Raw genomic sequence first — 16,378 nt, forward strand, 5'->3', positions numbered from 1 at the left:
CGGCCATCCGGCCGACTCGGGTGCCAACCGGGTCACGGGTGCGTCGCGGTCTCGGGTTGATCGCCCGTCAGGGTGACGTAGAGCGGCAAGAGCCTGGAGATCGCAATGCATGCGCAGAAGAAGTTGTGCTGGCCGGGTGGCGTACTGGGGGCAGGCCGCGAGTGCGCAGTTGTTTCTTGCCGTAGAAAACGGGTACTCGTGAATCGAGCTGAGAAATGACGAGAGGCGACTCGAAGGCGCCTCTCGTGGCAGGGAAAGGGATGGCCCGGGCGAAGCGGCTACCTCAGACAAGATGGTTCTGAAATGACTGCCCCGGTGCACGATCGGGCGGAAACTGCAGATAGCTACTTTATCGAGGTCACACTCGTCGCTGCGCTCGCGCCAATGGTCCCGCAATCTTCCGTCGAAGCCCTGCGACGCGCGCTTTTCGAGCGGCACTCAGGCGGATAGTTGCCGGAAATTCTTCTGGAAACTGACAGCAGCCCACTGCAGTTGGCTTTCGCTGGGACGCGACCCAAATCGCACAGTGAGCCGCTGATGGCCTACGCGGCTGTACTGGCCACGGCACCTCAATGTCGGCGGCGGCCATTGCGCGCATGGTGCCGAAGTTGTCGTCCAGCGCGATCCGCGCAGATGATGAATCGCATCGCGGATGATCTGGTCTCTGCGTCCAGAAGGGAAAACTATCCACAGAAGCTACGTAAAACTAAAGACTGCAGGCGACCATAATGACGCGGATTCGGGGTACATCGCTTCCTTTATCGTCATCCTCCAGGATTATCGTTTAGATAACTTAGCTTTTGCGCCGCTGCACGGCGGTTAGTATCCCCCGCAGGATCTCGATAGGGGTAGGCGGGCAGCCAGGCACAGCGAAGTCGACGGGGATCACGTTGGCGACGCGGCCGCAACTCGCGTAGCTCTCGCCGAAGATGCCGCCCGTACAGCCGCAGTCACCTATCGCGACCACGAGCTTTGGGTCCGGCGTCGCGTCATAGGTACGCCGCAAAGCCTCTTCCATGTGACGCGAGACCGGTCCGGTCACCAGCAGCATGTCAGCATGCCGCGGGCTGGCAACGAATTTGATGCCAAGCCCTTCGATGTTGTAGTAGGCGTTGTTGAGCGCGTGGATTTCCAGCTCACAGCCGTTGCACGAGCCCGCGTCGACCTCCCTAATCGCCAGCGCCTGACCGAGAATATCGAGGATGTCCTTGTGGATGCGTTGAATCGCGGCGCCGCCATCGGCATCGACTGCCTGGGGCGCAGGCTCGGTCACGATGCCGGTACGGGCAATTTGCTTGAGGAGGCGCCACATCAGAGGTCGTGCCCCGAATAGGAGAGATTGAAGGACTTGTTGATCAGCGGAAAGTCCGGAACGATATTGCCGATGACGGCGTGTTCAAGCACTGGCCAGTTCTGCCAAGAGGGATCATGGCAGTGGCAACGCAAGATCCGGCCGTCGCCGCCGATCTCGAGGGCGACAAGGACTTCACCACGCCAGCCCTCTACCCAGCCTGCTCCGATGGAGATTTTGTCCAGCATCCGGAGGTCGCCACATATCGCGCCACCCGGCAGCTCCGAGCAGATGGCGCGAACGAGCCGCAGGGATTCAAGCGTCTCGTCGAAGCGCATCGCCACACGTGCGGCGACATCGCCGTTGCAGTGCGTGGCCATCTTGACGTCTAAACAGTCGTAGGCCGGCCATTTATGATCGCAGCGCAGGTCTGCCTCCTGCGCGCTGGCGCGCCCGGCGAGCCCCGTGAGGCCAAGCTGGGCGGCGAGTTGTGGCGCCACCCGCCCCGTGTTGAGAAAGCGGTCCTGTAGACCAGCGTGCTCGTCATATACGATCCGCAGTACGCGGACCTCGCGCTCGATGCCATCGCACTGCTTGCGCAGACGGCCCAGCATTGACGGCGTCATATCGATGGCGACGCCACCGGGCACCACGGCATCCATGATGAGCCGGTGGCCGAAGACTTCCCCAGATAGCCGCTGCCAGTCCTCGCGCAGCCGCGAGAACTGGGCCAACCCAAAGGCCAAACCGGCATCATTGCCCAAGGCACCGAGGTCGCCCAGGTGGTTGGCCACGCGTTCGCGCTCCAGCATCATGGCACGCAGCCAGGCTGCCCTTGCCGGTATCTCGCTGCCCGTCGCGGACTCGAGCGCCATGCAGTAGGCCCAGGCATAGGCCACCGTGGAGTCGCCCGAGATGCGGCCTGCGAGCCGGTAAGCTTCGATCGGCGCAAATTCGGTGAACCGGCGCTCGATGCCCTTGTGCGTGTAGCCGAGATGTGCTTCCAGTCGCAGCACCTTCTCACCGACGACGGAAAAGCGGAAGTGGCCGGGTTCGATGATGCCCGCGTGCACCGGGCCGACGGCGATCTCATGCACGCCATCGCCATCGACACGTACGAAGGGGTAGTCCGCCGGCAGTCTGCCCGTGGCCGGCAGCGGTTGCGTCCCGTGTTGCAGGGGGAATGACCCTTGCGGCCACAGGCTATGGTCCAGCCAAGGGCGCTGGTCGCGGCTGCCTTGCACATTGATGCCCGAGAGGTCAGCCATGGCGCGCTGCATTCGCCCGGCACACGGGAAGATGCGGCCCAGATCCGGAACCCCCTGCGCCGGGTCGCCGAGCCGCAGTTCGAGCCAGACCAGTCCCTCCGGTACGGCATACGCGGCACATGCCGCCAACGTCCCTCCCACTGCGCTGCGGTCGACGCCCCACACGGAAATGAGGCGCCCTCCCGTGTCGGCGACGGTACGCGCTGCCGCGCTCCATGCAGCGGGACTGGCCAGCCCGTGCCATACGGGCAGCGTTGCCGGCAGACGATGCAGGTCGAGTCCAAGTTCAGGCCGGGCCATACGTTCAACTCCCCAGCATGGCGGCCGCCTGGCGGTACCACGCATCCAGATACGGCGGGATATAGAGACCCAGCATCAAACCGAGTGCGAGGTGCAGGAACACCGGGACCAGCGCCGGTGGGTGCGCCAGGGGCTTCAGGGTGGTCTCGCCGAAGACCATCGGCTGCACGCGACTGAACACCGACGCAAAGGCCAAGCCGAGCGCGACCAGCAGGAAGGGCGTGGCCCAGGGTTGCTCACGCATCGCGGTGGTGACGATCAGGAACTCGCTGGCGAATACCCCGAAAGGCGGCATGCCCAGGATGGCCAGCACGCCCAACATCAGGCCCCAGCCGACCGTGGGGCTGACCCGGATCAGCCCGCAGATCTCGTCCATCACCTGCGTGCCCGCTTTCTGCGCCGCATGGCCGACGGCGAAGAAGATCGCGGACTTTACCAGCGAATGCACCGTCATGTGCAGAAGTCCGGCGAAGCTGGCGATCGGCCCGCCCATGCCGAATGCGAAGGTCATCATGCCCATATGTTCGATGGACGAATAGGCGAACATGCGCTTGACGTCCCGCTGGCGGATGAGGAGGAAGACCGCCGCCACGACGGAAACCAGGCCGAAGCCCATCATCAGGTGGCCGGTGAGATGGTTGTTCAGCGCGCCGTCCGTCAACACCTTGCAGCGCAGGATAGCGTAGAGGGCCACATTGAGCAGCAGGCCGGACAGCACGGCGGACACCGGGGTCGGCCCCTCCGCATGCGCGTCTGGCAGCCAGTTGTGCACCGGCACCAGGCCGACCTTGGTGCCATAGCCGATGAACAGGAAGGCGAACGCCAGGGTGATGATATTCGGGTCCAGCCGGCCCTTGACCGCATCGAGGTTGGTCCACAGCAGCGCGCCGCCCTCGGGGCCAATGACCTGCTCGGCCGCCATGTAGAGCAGCACCGTGCCGAAGAGCGCCTGGGCGATACCCACGCCGCACAGGATGAAGTACTTCCAGGCCGCCTCGAGGCTGGCTGCGGTCCGATAGACACTGACCAACAGTACCGTGGTCAGCGTGGCGGCCTCCATCGCGACCCACACGATGCCCATATTGTTGGTCGTCAGTGCCAGCAGCATCGTGAACGTGAATAGCTGGTACATGCTGTGGTACAGGCGCAGTCGCGGCGGCGTCATCTTGCCGTGGTCGCGCTCCACGCGCATGTAGGGCCGCGAGAAGATCGACGTGGTCAGGCCCACGAACGCGGTCAGCGTAATGAGAAACACATTCAGGGCATCTATGTAGAACGCACGGTCCCACACGAGCGTGGGACCGTCGTCGATGATCCGTCCGGTGAGCAAGCAGGCCGCGATGAAGGTGCCCAGGCTGAACGCTACATTGACGTCGCGCGCATGATCGCGATGACCGACCAGCGCCAGCACCAGCCCGCCGGCGAGCGGGGTTGCAAGCAGGAAGGCTAGCGCAATCAACTCAGTCCTCCTTCAGCTTCTCGAGATGGCGAATGTCCAGGCTGTCGAACTGCTCGCGGATCTGGAACATGAACACGCCCAGGATCAGCACGCCAATCAGGACGTCCAGGGCGATACCAAGCTCGACCACCATCGGCATGCCGTAGGTCGCCGAGGTAGCGGCGAAGAACAAGCCGTTCTCCATTGCCAGGAAGCCGATGACCTGCGGTATTGCCTTCGAGCGGGTAATCATCATCAGGAACGACAGCAGTACGCAGGCCAGTGCGATGCCGAGCGTGCCGCTGGCCAGCTTCACCGACAGCCGCGAGATCGGCATGGCCAGGTTGAACGCGAAGATCACCACCAGGATGCCGATCAGCATGATGGTCGGAATATTGATCAGCGTCTCCACGTCCCAACGGATATCAAGCCGGTCGATGACGCGGTGCAGGAGATAGGGGATCAGCAGCACCTTGAGCACGAAGGTCACGCCGGCCGACAGGTACAGGTCCGGCTGCCGGGTCACATAGCCAACCACGGCCGTCGCCAATGCCAGGGTGGCGCCCTGCAGCGTGAACAGGTGGATTAGCGATAGGACGCGGCGCTGCGAGATCATCCCGAAGGCTAGGATGAGCAGCACCGCACCAAGCAGGTTGACGAACTGGGTCAGCAAGGTGCTCATGTCAGCGGGCAAGCAGCAAATGCACCAGCATGCCGATCACCGCCAGCAAGAAGGCGGTGGCCAGGAACTCGGGGACGCGGAAGATGCGCATCTTGGCACTCACTGTCTCCAGCGTGGCAAGCAGGATACCTCCCACGGTGAGTTTGAACAGCAGCGCCGGCAGCGCCAGCAGCATGGACATCGGCGCCTGGGCCTCTGCGATGCCCCAGGGGAAGAACAACGCCAGTCCGATACAGGAGTAGGCGAACAGCTTCAGGCTTGACGCCCACTCGATGAGTGCCAGGTGGCGGCCCGAGTACTCCAGGAGGAGTGCCTCATGGATCATCGTCAGCTCCAGATGCGTGGCGGGGTTGTCGACCGGCACGCGGGCGTTCTCCGCCAGCGACACCATGGTGAAGGCAACGCCGGAAAAGGCCAGCCCAGGGTAGATCGCGAGGTCACGATGGGCGAGTGTCTCGACAATGGTGGTGAGCGATGTGGACTTGGAAACTAGCGAGGCCGAGAACAGCACCATCAGCAATGCGGGTTCGGCCAGAAACCCGATCAGCATCTCGCGCCGCGCCCCCAGGGTGCCGAAGGCCGTGCCGATGTCCATCGCGGCCAGCGAAATGAAAACCCGCGCTAGCGCGAACAGGCCGACCAGCGCGATCGCATCGGCCGCGGGTGCCAGCGGGAGGTCGGTCGAGAGTGTTGGGATGATCGCGCACGCCAGGGCCATACAGCCGAACACCACATAGGGTGTGGCGCGGAACAGCGGCGACGCGTTGTCGGCCACCACCGATTCCTTGTTGAACAGTTTGTGCAACATGCGATATGGCTGCCAGAGGCTGGGCGCGGATTTGTTTTGCAGCCAGGCACGCCATTGATTGACCCAACCCATCAGTAGCGGCGCCAGGGCGATCGAAATCGCGATTTCTAGCGACTGCGACAGCAAGCCGGAGACCGTCATGGCAACCTCATCGCATCACCGCCAGCAGCGTGGCAATCAGTGTCAGAAAACTATATAGCAGATACACCGAGATGCGCCCCTGCTGCATCAGGCCGGCCAGTCGCGCCAGGTATGAAGCCAATTCGACAGTGGGTAAGTACAGCCAGCGCCAGAAGCGGTCCTGGACGGTCACCCGGTAGCGCGGCTGTTCATCGAATGGCGTTGGCAGGTCGCGCTGCATCAAAAAGAAGGGTTCGAAGATCTGACGGATTGGCTGGCCGAAACCCTCGGCGGTATCCTGCATGCGTGCGGTGCCCCAGGGAAATCCGCAGGCCCATGGTGGGCCGCGGCGCAGCCGGCCATGGTAAAGCCAGCGCACGAGCAGGTAGGCGAGCGCAAAGCTAGTCAGGATGCCGAGGAGGAAGATCACCGGCCCGTAACTGGCTTGACTCAGGCTGCTCGGCGCCAGCAGCCAGCTGCTGGTAGCCGCTCGGGCGCCCAAACCGGCGGCAACCAGCTGCTTCGTTACCGGGTCGATCAGCTGGATGAACTGCGTCGGCAGCAGGCCAAGCATCACACAGCCGAGGGCGAGCCATATCATGCCTGCGCGCTCCCAGGGACCGGCGTCATGTGCGTGGGCGAGTTTGTGCTCGCGCGGCTGGCCGAGGAAGATCACACCGAAGAACTTGACCATCGTGTAGCCGGCCAGGGCCGCCACCAGCGCGATTAGCGCAGCGACCACCGGGATCAGCATCGTCAGCAGCGGCACGGGCAGGCTTGGCGTGAACAGGAAGCTCTGCAGCAGCAGCCACTCCGACACGAAACCGCCGAGCGGAGGCAGCCCGGCGCTGGCCAGCGCGCCCAGTAGCGTGAGCCAGCCAACCCAAGGCATATACCGAATCAGCCCGCCCAGCTTGCCGAGACTTCGCTCGGCGGTGGCATGCAGTACGCTGCCCGTGCCGAGGAAGAGCAGGCTCTTGAATAAGGCATGGCTTGCGACGTGATAGAGCGTCGCGGTCAGGGCCAGTGCCGCCATCGGTCTCATGTCGTAGGCCGAGAAGATCAGGGTCAGGCCCGTGGCGACGAACAGCAGGCCCATATTCTCGATGGACGAATAGGCCAGCAAGCGCTTCATGTCGCTCTGCACCGCGGCAAAGACGACGCCGAATAGGGCAGTGGCCAGGCCGACGGCCAGAAGCAGCGCGCCCCACCACCACAGACGCATACACAGCAGGTCGAAGGACACGCGCAACAGCCCGTAGATGGCTGTATTGAGCATGACGCCGCTCATCATCGCGGAGACCGGCGAAGGCGCGGCCGGGTGTGCCTCCGGCAGCCAGACATGCAAGGGCAGGACGCCGGCCTTGGCGCCGAATCCGAACACGGCAAGCAGGAAGCCGACCGAGGCCCAGAAGGGCGTCAGAGCCTGGTCACGCATGTTCGCGAAGGTGTAGTCACCCGTGTTGGCCTGCAGAACACCGAAGCAGAGCAGAATCGCGATCGCGCCGATACGCGCCATCGTGATGTAAAGGTAGCCGGCGCTGCGTACCTCTGGAATGCGGTGGTTTGCTGTCACCAGGAAGAACGACGACAGCGCCATGGTCTCCCACATGACCATGAACGAGTAGGCATCGTCGGCCAGGATGACACCGGCCATGCTGGCCAGGAACAGGTGATATTCCAGGCACAGCAAGCCTGGCGGCGTGCCCTCACCCTTGCGGAAATATCCGGCTGCAAATATAGAGATGCCCGCCGCCGTACCACCGATCACCATTAGGAAATAGGCGGAGAGGCTGTCGAGCCGGATGTGGAAGGGCAGTGCTGGCAGTCCAATGGCTAGTACGGCGACCTCGGGCGTGCCAAGCACAGCGGCAAGTGCCAGGCCGAAAAGCGCCAGCCCAAGCAATCCGCCGAGCGGGAAAAGAACGCGAGACACGAGGGTCAGTTGCTGCAGCGCGGCAACGCCTGCGGCCCCGACGAACAACCAAGCCCCCACAACAACAAGCACCCAGTCGATATGGAGCCATTGTGCGACGGGGGGCACGCTGCTCATGGCCTAGGCCTTGCGACGTGTGGCGCGCCGTCTGGTGGGGGGAGGCGCTTCGGCCTGCGCCGGTGCCTGTGCTTGCGGCGGTGTTCCGTCGTCAGCAGGCTCGGTATTGCCCGCGTGCAACCCGCTGGGCACGTACTGGACCCCATGTTGAGCGAGGTATTCGCGGATGAGCTGGCGCACCACCTGCGATGCCGTCAGATCCTGTTGTGCACAAAGGCGCTCGAAAGCGGCCTTCTTGTTGGGATCGATGAGCAGCGTCAGCCGAGCAGTCTTGATCTCCATGGAGCCTCAACATGCCAATACGATGGTCAGATGCGTCACATCATACATGAACGCCGTGCGACCCAAAAGTGCTTGCCGCCGCCGCGGCTCACCGTCAATGAAGCGACGGCAAAGGTCGCTAATTGCTTGCGACAACCTAGCATACGGAATGAAGATTGCATATGCTACAGAACCTAATGTAATGCAGTAGCAGTGTAATCAACATGTTAATCTTATTAACATATTCCGTACCAGAATGACCTTGTGCGCAGGCGCGCCCTAGCTGGTCTTTGGAACCTTTGCTCACGTGGCATTTCGCGAGAACCCTCATCTGCCTGAGGGTGACGAGGCGTGGGCGATAGGGAACGGTGATCGACTCTTTCGATGGCCTCGAATCCAGGCAGACAAGGAGAAAGATATGTTTGCGCATCTTCTGCTCGCGGTCGATGGCTCTTTTCTATCTGATGCCGCCTGCCATAAGGCGCTTGCCCTTGCGCAGCAAATGAACGCCCGGGTTACGGCGCTTCGGGTTGGCCCGAACTACCATGTTCTGACCTATCACACTGAAATGCTGACGGACACCCGAGAGCGTTTCACGCAGGAATCCTGGGAGGAGGCCACGAAATATCTACAAGGCGTGGCGAGCGAAGCCGCCGCCGCAGGGGTGCCCTGTGATACGACGTATCTGGTCAACGATCACCCGTACGAAGCCATCATCAAAACAGCCGAGGATAAGGGCTGTGACCTCATCGTGATGGCGTCGCATGGGCGGCGCGGCGTGCAGGGACTGGTGATCGGCAGTGAGACGCAGAAGGTCCTGACTCACAGCAAGATCCCTGTACTGGTGTATCGCTAGATACCATGGCATCGAAGCGCGTGAGGCATTGGCGACAATGGGCTGGCAATGCCATGGACGTCCATTCGCCTGGAAGCAAGCGGCGACAGGACTACGAACCGACCGGGGGAGTGACCATCTCCACTGGCCGTATGGAGGACGGAGAGGCGACCATGGAACTGCTTGTGGAACAGGTGGAGGTTTGGGTGGCAGGGATTCCGGATAAGCCAGGCGGACTGGCCGGGGCCTTGGCCCCCTTGCGCGATGCGGGAGCCGACCTGCAACTCATCATCGCGCGGCGCAATCCGGACAAGCCTGGCGAGGGCGTTGTATTTGTCACCCCACTACAGGGTGATAGAGAGATTGTGGCCGCGGCTCTGGTTGGCTTCAACGTGACACAAACGCTGCACTGCGTTCGTGTGATGGGGATCAACCAACCGGGCATCACATCGGCGCTGACGGAGAAGCTTGCCAAAGCGAATTTGAACCTCCGCGGGTTCTCCGCTTCGGTGATCGGTACGCAGTTTGTCGCCTATGCGGCAGTCGACTCGCAAACCGAAACCAATAAGGTAGTTGAGGTTCTCCAGGCTGCCTGAGGTCCAGCGCTCATGCATCAAGGAGAGTAGTAGTGGGGCGCCGGAGCGCCGAGGAGACGTATTCACATGGCCCGCTTGAAGGGCATGGATCTGCGGTCCTGCGCCACCCTGCCTGTTGCCGAATCCGGCTAGTTGACGCCAGCACCACGCATGGTGGCTGATCGTAGGCTCGTCCTGAGCCCAATGCGTCGCAATAGTGTCTGAATAGCGGCCGTGGCGACGTCATCCGTCTCTTGTACATCCTTGAGCACCGCCTGAATCCGCAAGGCCAGCGCTTCAGCAAGCCTTGCCGCAGTGACGCGCAGCGGACAAGCGTCGCATCTCGCGTAAAGCGCGACATCTCTAAGCAAGGCGTCACCCCGATAGATAGCCACCAGCACCTTCGGTTGGTAGCTACCGTCATCGAGCGCTTTTGCGCGCGGCGTAACGCGATAAGTGACCGCCGGCTTGTGCATGGATGCCTCCCGATAGTTGCCAGACCCTGACTCCGGTCTCGGCATGCCGTAAAGCCAAGGATGAGATTGAGGCCAGCACCACGCATGGAAGGTCCCGATTGGGGCGGTAGGCATCTCGGGATGCCTCGCAGTGGTCATTATCAGTGCGATGCCGAGGCCGACCTGCAGGGTGAGGCTGGTAGTCCGCTATGCGGACATCGGTCACTCGCGGTCTTTCTTCGCAAGAACCGTAGCGCCAACCTGGGGCCGGGTGGCATAGACCACCCCATGCTGCTCCAAATAGTCGCGGATCAACTGGCGCACCACCTGCGACGGCGTCTGATCCTGCGCCGCGCACAGGGTTTCAAAGGCTTTCTTCTTCACGGGGTCGATCAACACGGTGAAACGGGCGGTCTTGGATTCCATGCGCTCTAGAATAGTGTTGTATGATAATAGCGTTATCATTATATACAACTGTGCGGCCCGGTGCAGCCTGTGGTTACATGGCTTCGTGTCCCCAAGATGGGGTCGCAGGTATTGGCCCCCGACAGAAGCCTGGAAGGCATGGAAAGCCTCGCAATGTGAGCTATGGTGCGCTCGCTGGCATTGTTCGTGCATACCCAGGCGAGCTTGTTTGGCTGTTTGGCCAACGGTGGCAAGCCAGAAGGCCTAATGTATGCAAGTTGCTTAGAGGCCGCTTTTTTTATTTGAGGGCGACGTGGTAGACGCGACAATTGAAATGACCAATCGCATGGGCTTGCAAGGTCGCGGCTCAGCGCGGCTAAGCTTTACCGCCGCCCAGTTCGAGTCCGAGATCCTGCTTGTCAGCAATGATTGCTCGGCGAACGCCAAGAATGTGATGGACGTGATGCGGCTCTCGGCGCGGGTGGGGACCCAGGTGCGTATTCAGGCCACCGGCCCGGATGAAGTCGCTGCCGTGAAAGTCATCGCCGCGCTGCTGACGGAGTGAGGAATTGAATACCACCACGCCTGATCGAGCTCCCCACATGGACCCCAATCGCACGTCCTTTGAAGCCTACTTAAAGTTTCTCTCCGAAGCCCCCGACGACGGCACGCCGACGGTACTGGAAACCCCACTTGCAATTTCACTGCATTTCGATGCGCTGGCTACCCAAAGCATCATGTCGCGACGCGACCCCGACAAGCTTGTTCTTGGCTACACGCGGACGATGATGGCGTTTTTATTGCTGCAGCCGGCACCGACCAGGATCTCGATGATCGGCCTTGGCGGGGGATCATTACTCAAGTATTGCTATCGGCATCTTCCGAATGCGAAGGTTGTCGCCATCGAAATCGATCCGGCGGTAATTGCACTGCGCGATACGTTTCACATTCCGCCCGACGACGAACGGCTCGAGGTGGTTTGCGCGGATGGCGCCGAGTATGTCAAGAATCAGGAAGCGCGGCCGGAAGTCATATTGGTGGATGGTTTTCTCGCACATGGCATGCCGACACAATTGGGCAGCGCGGACTTCTACGCGGCGTGCCATGCCCGGCTCGCCGACGATGGGGTATTGGTCGCGAACTTCCTCGACAGCGATTCCGATATCCCTTCCTATCTGGGCGAAGTTCGTTCGGTGTTCGGCGACTCATTTTCCATTTCCCTGTCTGAGGACAGTTGCAACTACACGCTGCTCGCTTGGAAGAGCGCGCGGGCACTTCCCTCGCTGGACGAACTGCTGATGCGCGCGCGCATACTGGAAACCGCGCATCCCCTGAATCTGCGCGCGGCCGCGCGTCGTCTGAAACAGGGCAAACGGCTCGCGTCAGATCACACATTCTGGCAAAAGCTCACGGGCTGATGAGCTTGCGGGCCGATGTTGGATAGACACGGTCTGAACCGAAGGTAACGCCCACCGATGCGACCATGCCGATCCGATACTTGCGCAGACTGACTGGAAGGGAGCGCAGTCCAGAAGCCAACCGGCAACTGGCGCGTTATCTTGCCTTTGTGGCGGGCGCCACCAATGCAGGCGGATTCTTGGCGGTGCAGCAGTACACCTCCCATATGTCGGGCATCGTGTCCGCCATGGCCGACAATCTGGCGCTCGGCAGTGTCGGGCTCATTCTGGACGGCCTCGGTGCCTTGTTATCGTTTCTGGCGGGCGCGGCCTGCTCTGCGATTTTGATCAACTGGGGGCGGCGCGAGCGCCTGCACAGCGAATATGCGCTGCCGTTGATGCTGGAGGCGGCGTTGCTGGTATGTTTTGGTCTGCTAGGCAGCAATCTCGAGCATCACGAATGGCTGTTCGTGCCGGCGACGGTCATGGTGCTTTGCTTCATCATGGGGTTGCAGAATGCAATGATCACCAAGCTCTCGAAGGCCGAGATCCGGACCACGCATATCACGGGGATGGTCACCGACATCGGCATTGAACTGGGTAAGCTGCTCTACTGGAACCTGGCCAAAGCCGATGCCGCCAAGCCCATTGTGCTGGCCGACCGGAGAAAACTGCGTGTGCTCGTGACGCTGGTCGCACTGTTCTTCACCGGCGGTGTCGTTGGGGCTGTGGGGTTTCGGCATGTTGGGTTCAGCGTCACCTTCCCATTGGCCACCTTGCTGCTCGCCCTTGGTGCGGTACCCGTCATGGATGATGTGCGAATCCACATGTTGCGCTCGGATTTCCTCCCGCGGCTGGCCGCACGCGCGCGCGCATGGGCACGCGAGGTCAAGCGAGACGTCCACGCGGTGTGGTTGGCAGCGCGCGATCCTCGCACGCCTTGGTACGCGAAAGCGCTAGCCTTGCTGGTGGCCGCGTATGCCTTATCTCCCATTGACCTGATTCCGGATTTCATCCCGATCCTGGGCTATCTGGATGATGTGGTGCTGGTGCCCCTCGGTGTGTTGCTGGTGGTCCGGTTGATCCCAGCTGAGGTGATGGAACAGCATCGCGCCGCCGCAGCGCTCGCTGCGGAGCGCCCCGTCAGTCGCGTTGCGGTCGTCGTGATTGTTGCGCTCTGGCTTGGCGCGGCCGCGACGGTGGTGGCCTGGTTGGCTCGCCTGCGTGTTTGACTCGAACGCTCGAAGTAGGAGTGACGTACCCACGGTCGGCCAACTTGGTGCCAAATTGGGAACGGCGTGATGGCCTGGAGCCATCGATAACGTGCTTGGGGAGTGCTGTGAAGGGGTGCGCCTCCCGTGCCCGACTTTTGTGTGTCAGATGAACGATAACCAACAAACGAACCTGATTACGCTGATCGCCCTCGGCAAGGAGCGCGGATTCCTGACCCACGGTGAAATCAGCGATCATCTTCCTGACGGCAAGGACCAAGCCAGCATTACCGACAGAATTCTGGCGATGTTGGCAGAACTTGGCATTGAGGTCGTGGATAGAGCGCCTGCCGACACGATGCTGTTAATCGAGGACGCGCCGGTCTCAAGCTCCGATGAGGCCACATTGGAGGAAGCTACCGCAGCCATCACGCAGAGCGATAACCGATTCGGTCGTACCACCGATCCCGTGCAGATGTATCTGCGGGAAATTGGCGCCGTCCAGTTGCTAACGCGCGAGAACGAGGTAGAGATCGCAACCCGCCATGAAGAGGCAATCATGGAAATGGTTGACGCAATGGCGAGGTGTCCAACCGTCGTCTCCGAGCTCTTAGCCATGGCCGAGCAAGTCGAGCGCGACGAGTTGTCCGTAGATGAGCTCGTTGATCACGTCGTCGATGCCCAAACCGTGCCCGCTGACAATCCGGGCAAGGATACAGGGTTACATCTCGACGCCAGCGTAGGTGAGGAGGATACCGAGCTCGATGATCGCGCCCAGAGTCCGAACACCGCCTCGGAGGCGACGTCGACTGCCGCTTTGAAGCGTGATGTACTTGAGTGGCTCGCCATCGTACGAGCACGGTTTATCGAACCGACCGCATCCCACGGGCCTCATGAAGGTGGCACGCTCCGCGATATGCAGGCGCTGGCAGCGTTTCGATGTGTGCTCGCCAAGCTGCGCTTCAGCCCCATCGCGATTGAGCGGCTCAGCCGAGTCCTCAACGTGCATCTTGAGGACGTTCGTCAAACCGAACGGCGACTCGCTGGGATCTTGACCGATCAATGCGGCATGACACGCGATGAGTTCGCGCGGCGCTTGAAGGGTCGTGAAATCCAGTTCGACTGGCCGGAAGCGCTTGGGGCGAACTGTCCTACCCCCAACGGTTTGCCGCCGCGGCAGATTCTGGAAATCCAGGCGCTGCAGCAACAACTGCTTGCCATAGAATCTCGCGCCGCTATTCCCCTTGAGGATCTGAGGGAAGTCGGCCGGCTGGTGACAAGAGCGCAGGTCAAGGCTCGCCAAGCAAGAGCCGAGATGATCGAGGCTAACCTTCGCCTGGTCGTCTCAATCGCCAAGAAATACATCAATCGTGGCTTGCCACTGTTGGATCTCATTCAAGAGGGCAACATCGGGCTGATGCGGGCGGCGGATAAATTCGACTACCGCCGTGGTTATCGATTTTCGACCTACGCGACCTGGTGGATTCGCCAGGCGGTGACTCGCTCTATTGCTGACAAGGCACCCACCATCCGCATCCCGATGCACCTCGTGGAGGTCGTTGGAAAAATCAATCGGGCCTCGCGCGAGTGCTTCAGTGAAACCGGAGCAATGCCGACGCCGGATGTCTTGGCGGCCAAGATGGGGATGAGCGAGAAGAAGATCAAGTCCATTTTGAACGTTGTCAAGCAGCCGGTATCGCTTGATATGCCGGTTGGGGAGAGCGGGGATGCGTTGCTAGGAGACACGTTGGCGGACGAGATCACCGCCTCTCCTCTTGATGCGGCAGTTCAAGCGGGGCTCAAGCGGGACCTGGAAGCCGTCTTGTCGACGCTGGGTGCGCGGGAGGCGAAGATTTTGCGGATGCGCTTTGGGATCGGCACGGCGAACGAGTACACGCTGGATGAGATTGGCCTGCAATTCGGCGTGACCCGCGAACGTATTCGGCAACTGGAAAGCCAGGCCCTGCGAAAGCTACGGAAGCCCGAGAGCACCGAACGCCTGAATGCCTATCGCGGCGAGTCGTGAGCGCTTCGCACGCGATGCGTTAGCAGGCCGGCAGGTCGACCAGAGGTACGCGGACAGGTCAATGGGGTTAGACGCACAAATGATTAGTCAAAAAATTAGATTCTTTCGCTCACGGATTCCCTCATTCGAGTGCCCCCCTGGATGCCATGACTGCTGTGGACCGGTGACGACCTCAACGGAAGAGATGTCGAGGCTTCCCGTCAAGAGCGATGCCGAGCACTGGAATCATGGCGGTTGAAGAGGAGTACAACTTTGTATCAATTATATGAACTGCATAGAGCTGCGTGGGTGCCGTTCCTTCCCTGGCTGCAGGCAAGTGCCAGCTTCTTGGGAGCCTTCGAGAACGCGCCGTCAGCCATCCCTACCCGCCATCTCGCTGCCGGGTGTCAACTGCTGGTGCGGCTATGGAAGCGCTATCCCAAACCGCAATTCGGTCTGACGCAAACGTTGATCGATGGCAACCGCGTTTCGGCCTCCGAAACGGTGGTGTTGGACAAGGCGTTTTGCCGCCTGCTCCACTTTGAGCGCGCGACGCGTCATAGCCATCCGGTCATCCTGCTCGTCGCGCCGCTCTCCGGCCACCACGCCACGCTGCTACGCGACACGGTGCGGGCCACGCTGCCAGACTTCGACGTCAATCTCACTGACTGGCGCGATGGCCGCCAAGTCCCGCTCGCCGAGGGCGCCTTTCATCTCGACGACTATGTCGCCTACGTGCACGAGTTCATCGACTACCTGGGACCGGACCACCATATCGTCTCGGTACAGCAATTGTCCAACAGCTTGTTGGACAATTGCCTTGGGGACACAACCAGGTGCTGCTGCAGAAGCTCAAATCGGTCGAGCAGCGCCAGTGGTACGCACAGCAGGCGGTCGCGCACGGCTGGTCCCGCGCCGTACTGGTGGCGCAGATCGAAACTCGCCTAGTCGACCGGGCGGCACAGGCGCCAAACAACTTCGCCGCCCAGCTGCCGTCGCCGCAGTCGGATTTGGCGCGGGCCACACTCAAGGATCCCTACGTCTTCGACTTCCTGAGCCTGCGTGCCGATGCGACGGAGCGAGATTTGGAGACAGCGCTGGTCGACCACTCGAACTTGGGGCCGGTTTTGCCTATGTTGGCCGCCAGGTCCATCTCGAAGTGGGGGGCGAGGACTTCTATCTCGATTGTTCCGATCTGCGGGTTATTCCGATTTCGTTGGTGCTTGCTGCTTGATCTGCCGAGTGACCAGGGAAGGCGCGCTGGAGGCTGGTGT

At 61.4% G+C, this 16,378-nt stretch carries 15 protein-coding genes and 1 pseudogene; 7 read left to right on the top strand and 9 right to left on the bottom strand.

Features of this window, described 5'->3' with window-relative positions:
• Window positions 1-793: 793 nt before the first annotated feature.
• Genes ACYP5B_RS08305 through ACYP5B_RS08335 form a run of 7 tightly spaced genes read right to left on the bottom strand, consistent with a single transcriptional unit; the run spans window position 794 to window position 8,242 of the window.
• Entirely contained in the window at window positions 794-1,312 is a 519-nt protein-coding gene (locus tag ACYP5B_RS08305) for an NADH-quinone oxidoreductase subunit B family protein (protein ID WP_459569255.1), read from the bottom strand.
• The gene (locus tag ACYP5B_RS08310; protein WP_459569256.1) at window positions 1,312-2,859 is read right to left on the bottom strand and encodes a hydrogenase large subunit; all 1,548 of its coding nucleotides are present in this window, start codon (window positions 2,857-2,859) and stop codon (window positions 1,312-1,314) included. The genes ACYP5B_RS08305 and ACYP5B_RS08310 overlap by 1 nt, the downstream gene beginning before the upstream one ends.
• Window positions 2,860-2,863: 4 nt before the next feature.
• A complete protein-coding gene (locus tag ACYP5B_RS08315; protein WP_267600420.1) occupies window positions 2,864-4,318 on the bottom strand; it encodes a hydrogenase 4 subunit F in 1,455 nt (484 codons plus the stop codon).
• A gap of 1 nt (window position 4,319) precedes the next feature.
• On the bottom strand, window positions 4,320-4,979 hold the full coding sequence (locus ACYP5B_RS08320; protein WP_267600419.1) for a formate hydrogenlyase: 660 nt from the start codon (window positions 4,977-4,979) through the stop codon (window positions 4,320-4,322).
• 1 nt (window position 4,980) lies between these two features.
• Window positions 4,981-5,928, bottom strand: coding sequence for a respiratory chain complex I subunit 1 family protein (locus tag ACYP5B_RS08325; RefSeq protein ID WP_459569257.1), 948 nt, complete (start codon window positions 5,926-5,928; stop codon window positions 4,981-4,983).
• 7 nt (window positions 5,929-5,935) lie between these two features.
• A complete protein-coding gene (hyfB, locus tag ACYP5B_RS08330) occupies window positions 5,936-7,960 on the bottom strand; it encodes a hydrogenase 4 subunit B (protein ID WP_459569258.1) in 2,025 nt (674 codons plus the stop codon).
• Between the two features lie 3 nt (window positions 7,961-7,963).
• On the bottom strand, window positions 7,964-8,242 hold the full coding sequence (locus tag ACYP5B_RS08335) for a ribbon-helix-helix protein, CopG family (protein ID WP_459569259.1): 279 nt from the start codon (window positions 8,240-8,242) through the stop codon (window positions 7,964-7,966).
• Between the two features lie 397 nt (window positions 8,243-8,639).
• Between ACYP5B_RS08335 and ACYP5B_RS08340 the strand changes: the two genes are divergently transcribed.
• Window positions 8,640-9,077: a universal stress protein gene (locus ACYP5B_RS08340; protein WP_441621701.1), complete on the top strand. Its 438-nt coding sequence runs from the start codon at window positions 8,640-8,642 to the stop codon at window positions 9,075-9,077.
• A 152-nt stretch (window positions 9,078-9,229) separates the two neighbouring features.
• A complete protein-coding gene (locus tag ACYP5B_RS08345) occupies window positions 9,230-9,652 on the top strand; it encodes an ACT domain-containing protein (protein ID WP_459569260.1) in 423 nt (140 codons plus the stop codon).
• A gap of 128 nt (window positions 9,653-9,780) precedes the next feature.
• Here the strand turns inward: ACYP5B_RS08345 and ACYP5B_RS08350 are convergent, their stop codons facing one another.
• Both ACYP5B_RS08350 and ACYP5B_RS08355 read right to left on the bottom strand, forming a co-directional pair.
• Window positions 9,781-10,107, bottom strand: a complete 327-nt coding sequence (locus tag ACYP5B_RS08350) for a hypothetical protein (RefSeq protein ID WP_459569261.1) — start codon at window positions 10,105-10,107, stop codon at window positions 9,781-9,783.
• 201 nt (window positions 10,108-10,308) lie between these two features.
• Window positions 10,309-10,512 carry a CopG family transcriptional regulator gene (locus tag ACYP5B_RS08355; protein ID WP_267600412.1) on the bottom strand — a complete coding sequence of 68 codons (204 nt, stop codon included), beginning with the start codon at window positions 10,510-10,512 and terminating at the stop codon, window positions 10,309-10,311.
• A gap of 313 nt (window positions 10,513-10,825) precedes the next feature.
• On the opposite strand from ACYP5B_RS08355, the gene ACYP5B_RS08360 reads away from it, so the two are divergent.
• The 5 genes and pseudogenes from ACYP5B_RS08360 to ACYP5B_RS08380 form a co-directional block, all read left to right on the top strand.
• Window positions 10,826-11,056 carry an HPr family phosphocarrier protein gene (locus ACYP5B_RS08360; protein ID WP_459569262.1) on the top strand — a complete coding sequence of 77 codons (231 nt, stop codon included), beginning with the start codon at window positions 10,826-10,828 and terminating at the stop codon, window positions 11,054-11,056.
• Between the two features lie 37 nt (window positions 11,057-11,093).
• Window positions 11,094-11,909, top strand: a complete 816-nt coding sequence (locus ACYP5B_RS08365; RefSeq protein ID WP_459569264.1) for a fused MFS/spermidine synthase — start codon at window positions 11,094-11,096, stop codon at window positions 11,907-11,909.
• 65 nt (window positions 11,910-11,974) lie between these two features.
• Window positions 11,975-13,120 carry a DUF1275 domain-containing transporter gene (locus tag ACYP5B_RS08370; RefSeq protein WP_459569265.1) on the top strand — a complete coding sequence of 382 codons (1,146 nt, stop codon included), beginning with the start codon at window positions 11,975-11,977 and terminating at the stop codon, window positions 13,118-13,120.
• 148 nt (window positions 13,121-13,268) lie between these two features.
• Window positions 13,269-15,125 (top strand): RNA polymerase sigma factor RpoD, encoded by a 1,857-nt coding sequence (gene rpoD / locus ACYP5B_RS08375; protein ID WP_459569266.1) that lies wholly within the window; start codon window positions 13,269-13,271, stop codon window positions 15,123-15,125.
• Between the two features lie 767 nt (window positions 15,126-15,892).
• Window positions 15,893-16,290 (top strand): annotated as a pseudogene (locus ACYP5B_RS08380) (PDDEXK nuclease domain-containing protein); the annotation flags it as partial.
• Window positions 16,291-16,378 lie beyond the last annotated feature (88 nt).

The organism is Cupriavidus sp. 8B (assembly GCF_054589115.1).

What these genes read in the sequence shown, in the direction of transcription:
- ACYP5B_RS08305 (WP_459569255.1), bottom strand. Translation starts at nt 1,312, where the DNA reads ATGTGGCGCCTCCTCAAGCAAATTGCCCGTACCGGCATCGTGACCGAG.
- ACYP5B_RS08310 (WP_459569256.1), bottom strand. Translation starts at nt 2,859, where the DNA reads ATGGCCCGGCCTGAACTTGGACTCGACCTGCATCGTCTGCCGGCAACG.
- ACYP5B_RS08320 (WP_267600419.1), bottom strand. Translation starts at nt 4,979, where the DNA reads ATGAGCACCTTGCTGACCCAGTTCGTCAACCTGCTTGGTGCGGTGCTG.
- ACYP5B_RS08325 (WP_459569257.1), bottom strand. Translation starts at nt 5,928, where the DNA reads ATGACGGTCTCCGGCTTGCTGTCGCAGTCGCTAGAAATCGCGATTTCG.
- hyfB (WP_459569258.1), bottom strand. Translation starts at nt 7,960, where the DNA reads ATGAGCAGCGTGCCCCCCGTCGCACAATGGCTCCATATCGACTGGGTG.
- ACYP5B_RS08335 (WP_459569259.1), bottom strand. Translation starts at nt 8,242, where the DNA reads ATGGAGATCAAGACTGCTCGGCTGACGCTGCTCATCGATCCCAACAAG.
- ACYP5B_RS08340 (WP_441621701.1), top strand. Translation starts at nt 8,640, where the DNA reads ATGTTTGCGCATCTTCTGCTCGCGGTCGATGGCTCTTTTCTATCTGAT.
- ACYP5B_RS08345 (WP_459569260.1), top strand. Translation starts at nt 9,230, where the DNA reads ATGGAACTGCTTGTGGAACAGGTGGAGGTTTGGGTGGCAGGGATTCCG.
- ACYP5B_RS08350 (WP_459569261.1), bottom strand. Translation starts at nt 10,107, where the DNA reads ATGCACAAGCCGGCGGTCACTTATCGCGTTACGCCGCGCGCAAAAGCG.
- ACYP5B_RS08355 (WP_267600412.1), bottom strand. Translation starts at nt 10,512, where the DNA reads ATGGAATCCAAGACCGCCCGTTTCACCGTGTTGATCGACCCCGTGAAG.
- ACYP5B_RS08360 (WP_459569262.1), top strand. Translation starts at nt 10,826, where the DNA reads ATGACCAATCGCATGGGCTTGCAAGGTCGCGGCTCAGCGCGGCTAAGC.
- ACYP5B_RS08365 (WP_459569264.1), top strand. Translation starts at nt 11,094, where the DNA reads ATGGACCCCAATCGCACGTCCTTTGAAGCCTACTTAAAGTTTCTCTCC.
- ACYP5B_RS08370 (WP_459569265.1), top strand. Translation starts at nt 11,975, where the DNA reads ATGCCGATCCGATACTTGCGCAGACTGACTGGAAGGGAGCGCAGTCCA.
- rpoD (WP_459569266.1), top strand. Translation starts at nt 13,269, where the DNA reads ATGAACGATAACCAACAAACGAACCTGATTACGCTGATCGCCCTCGGC.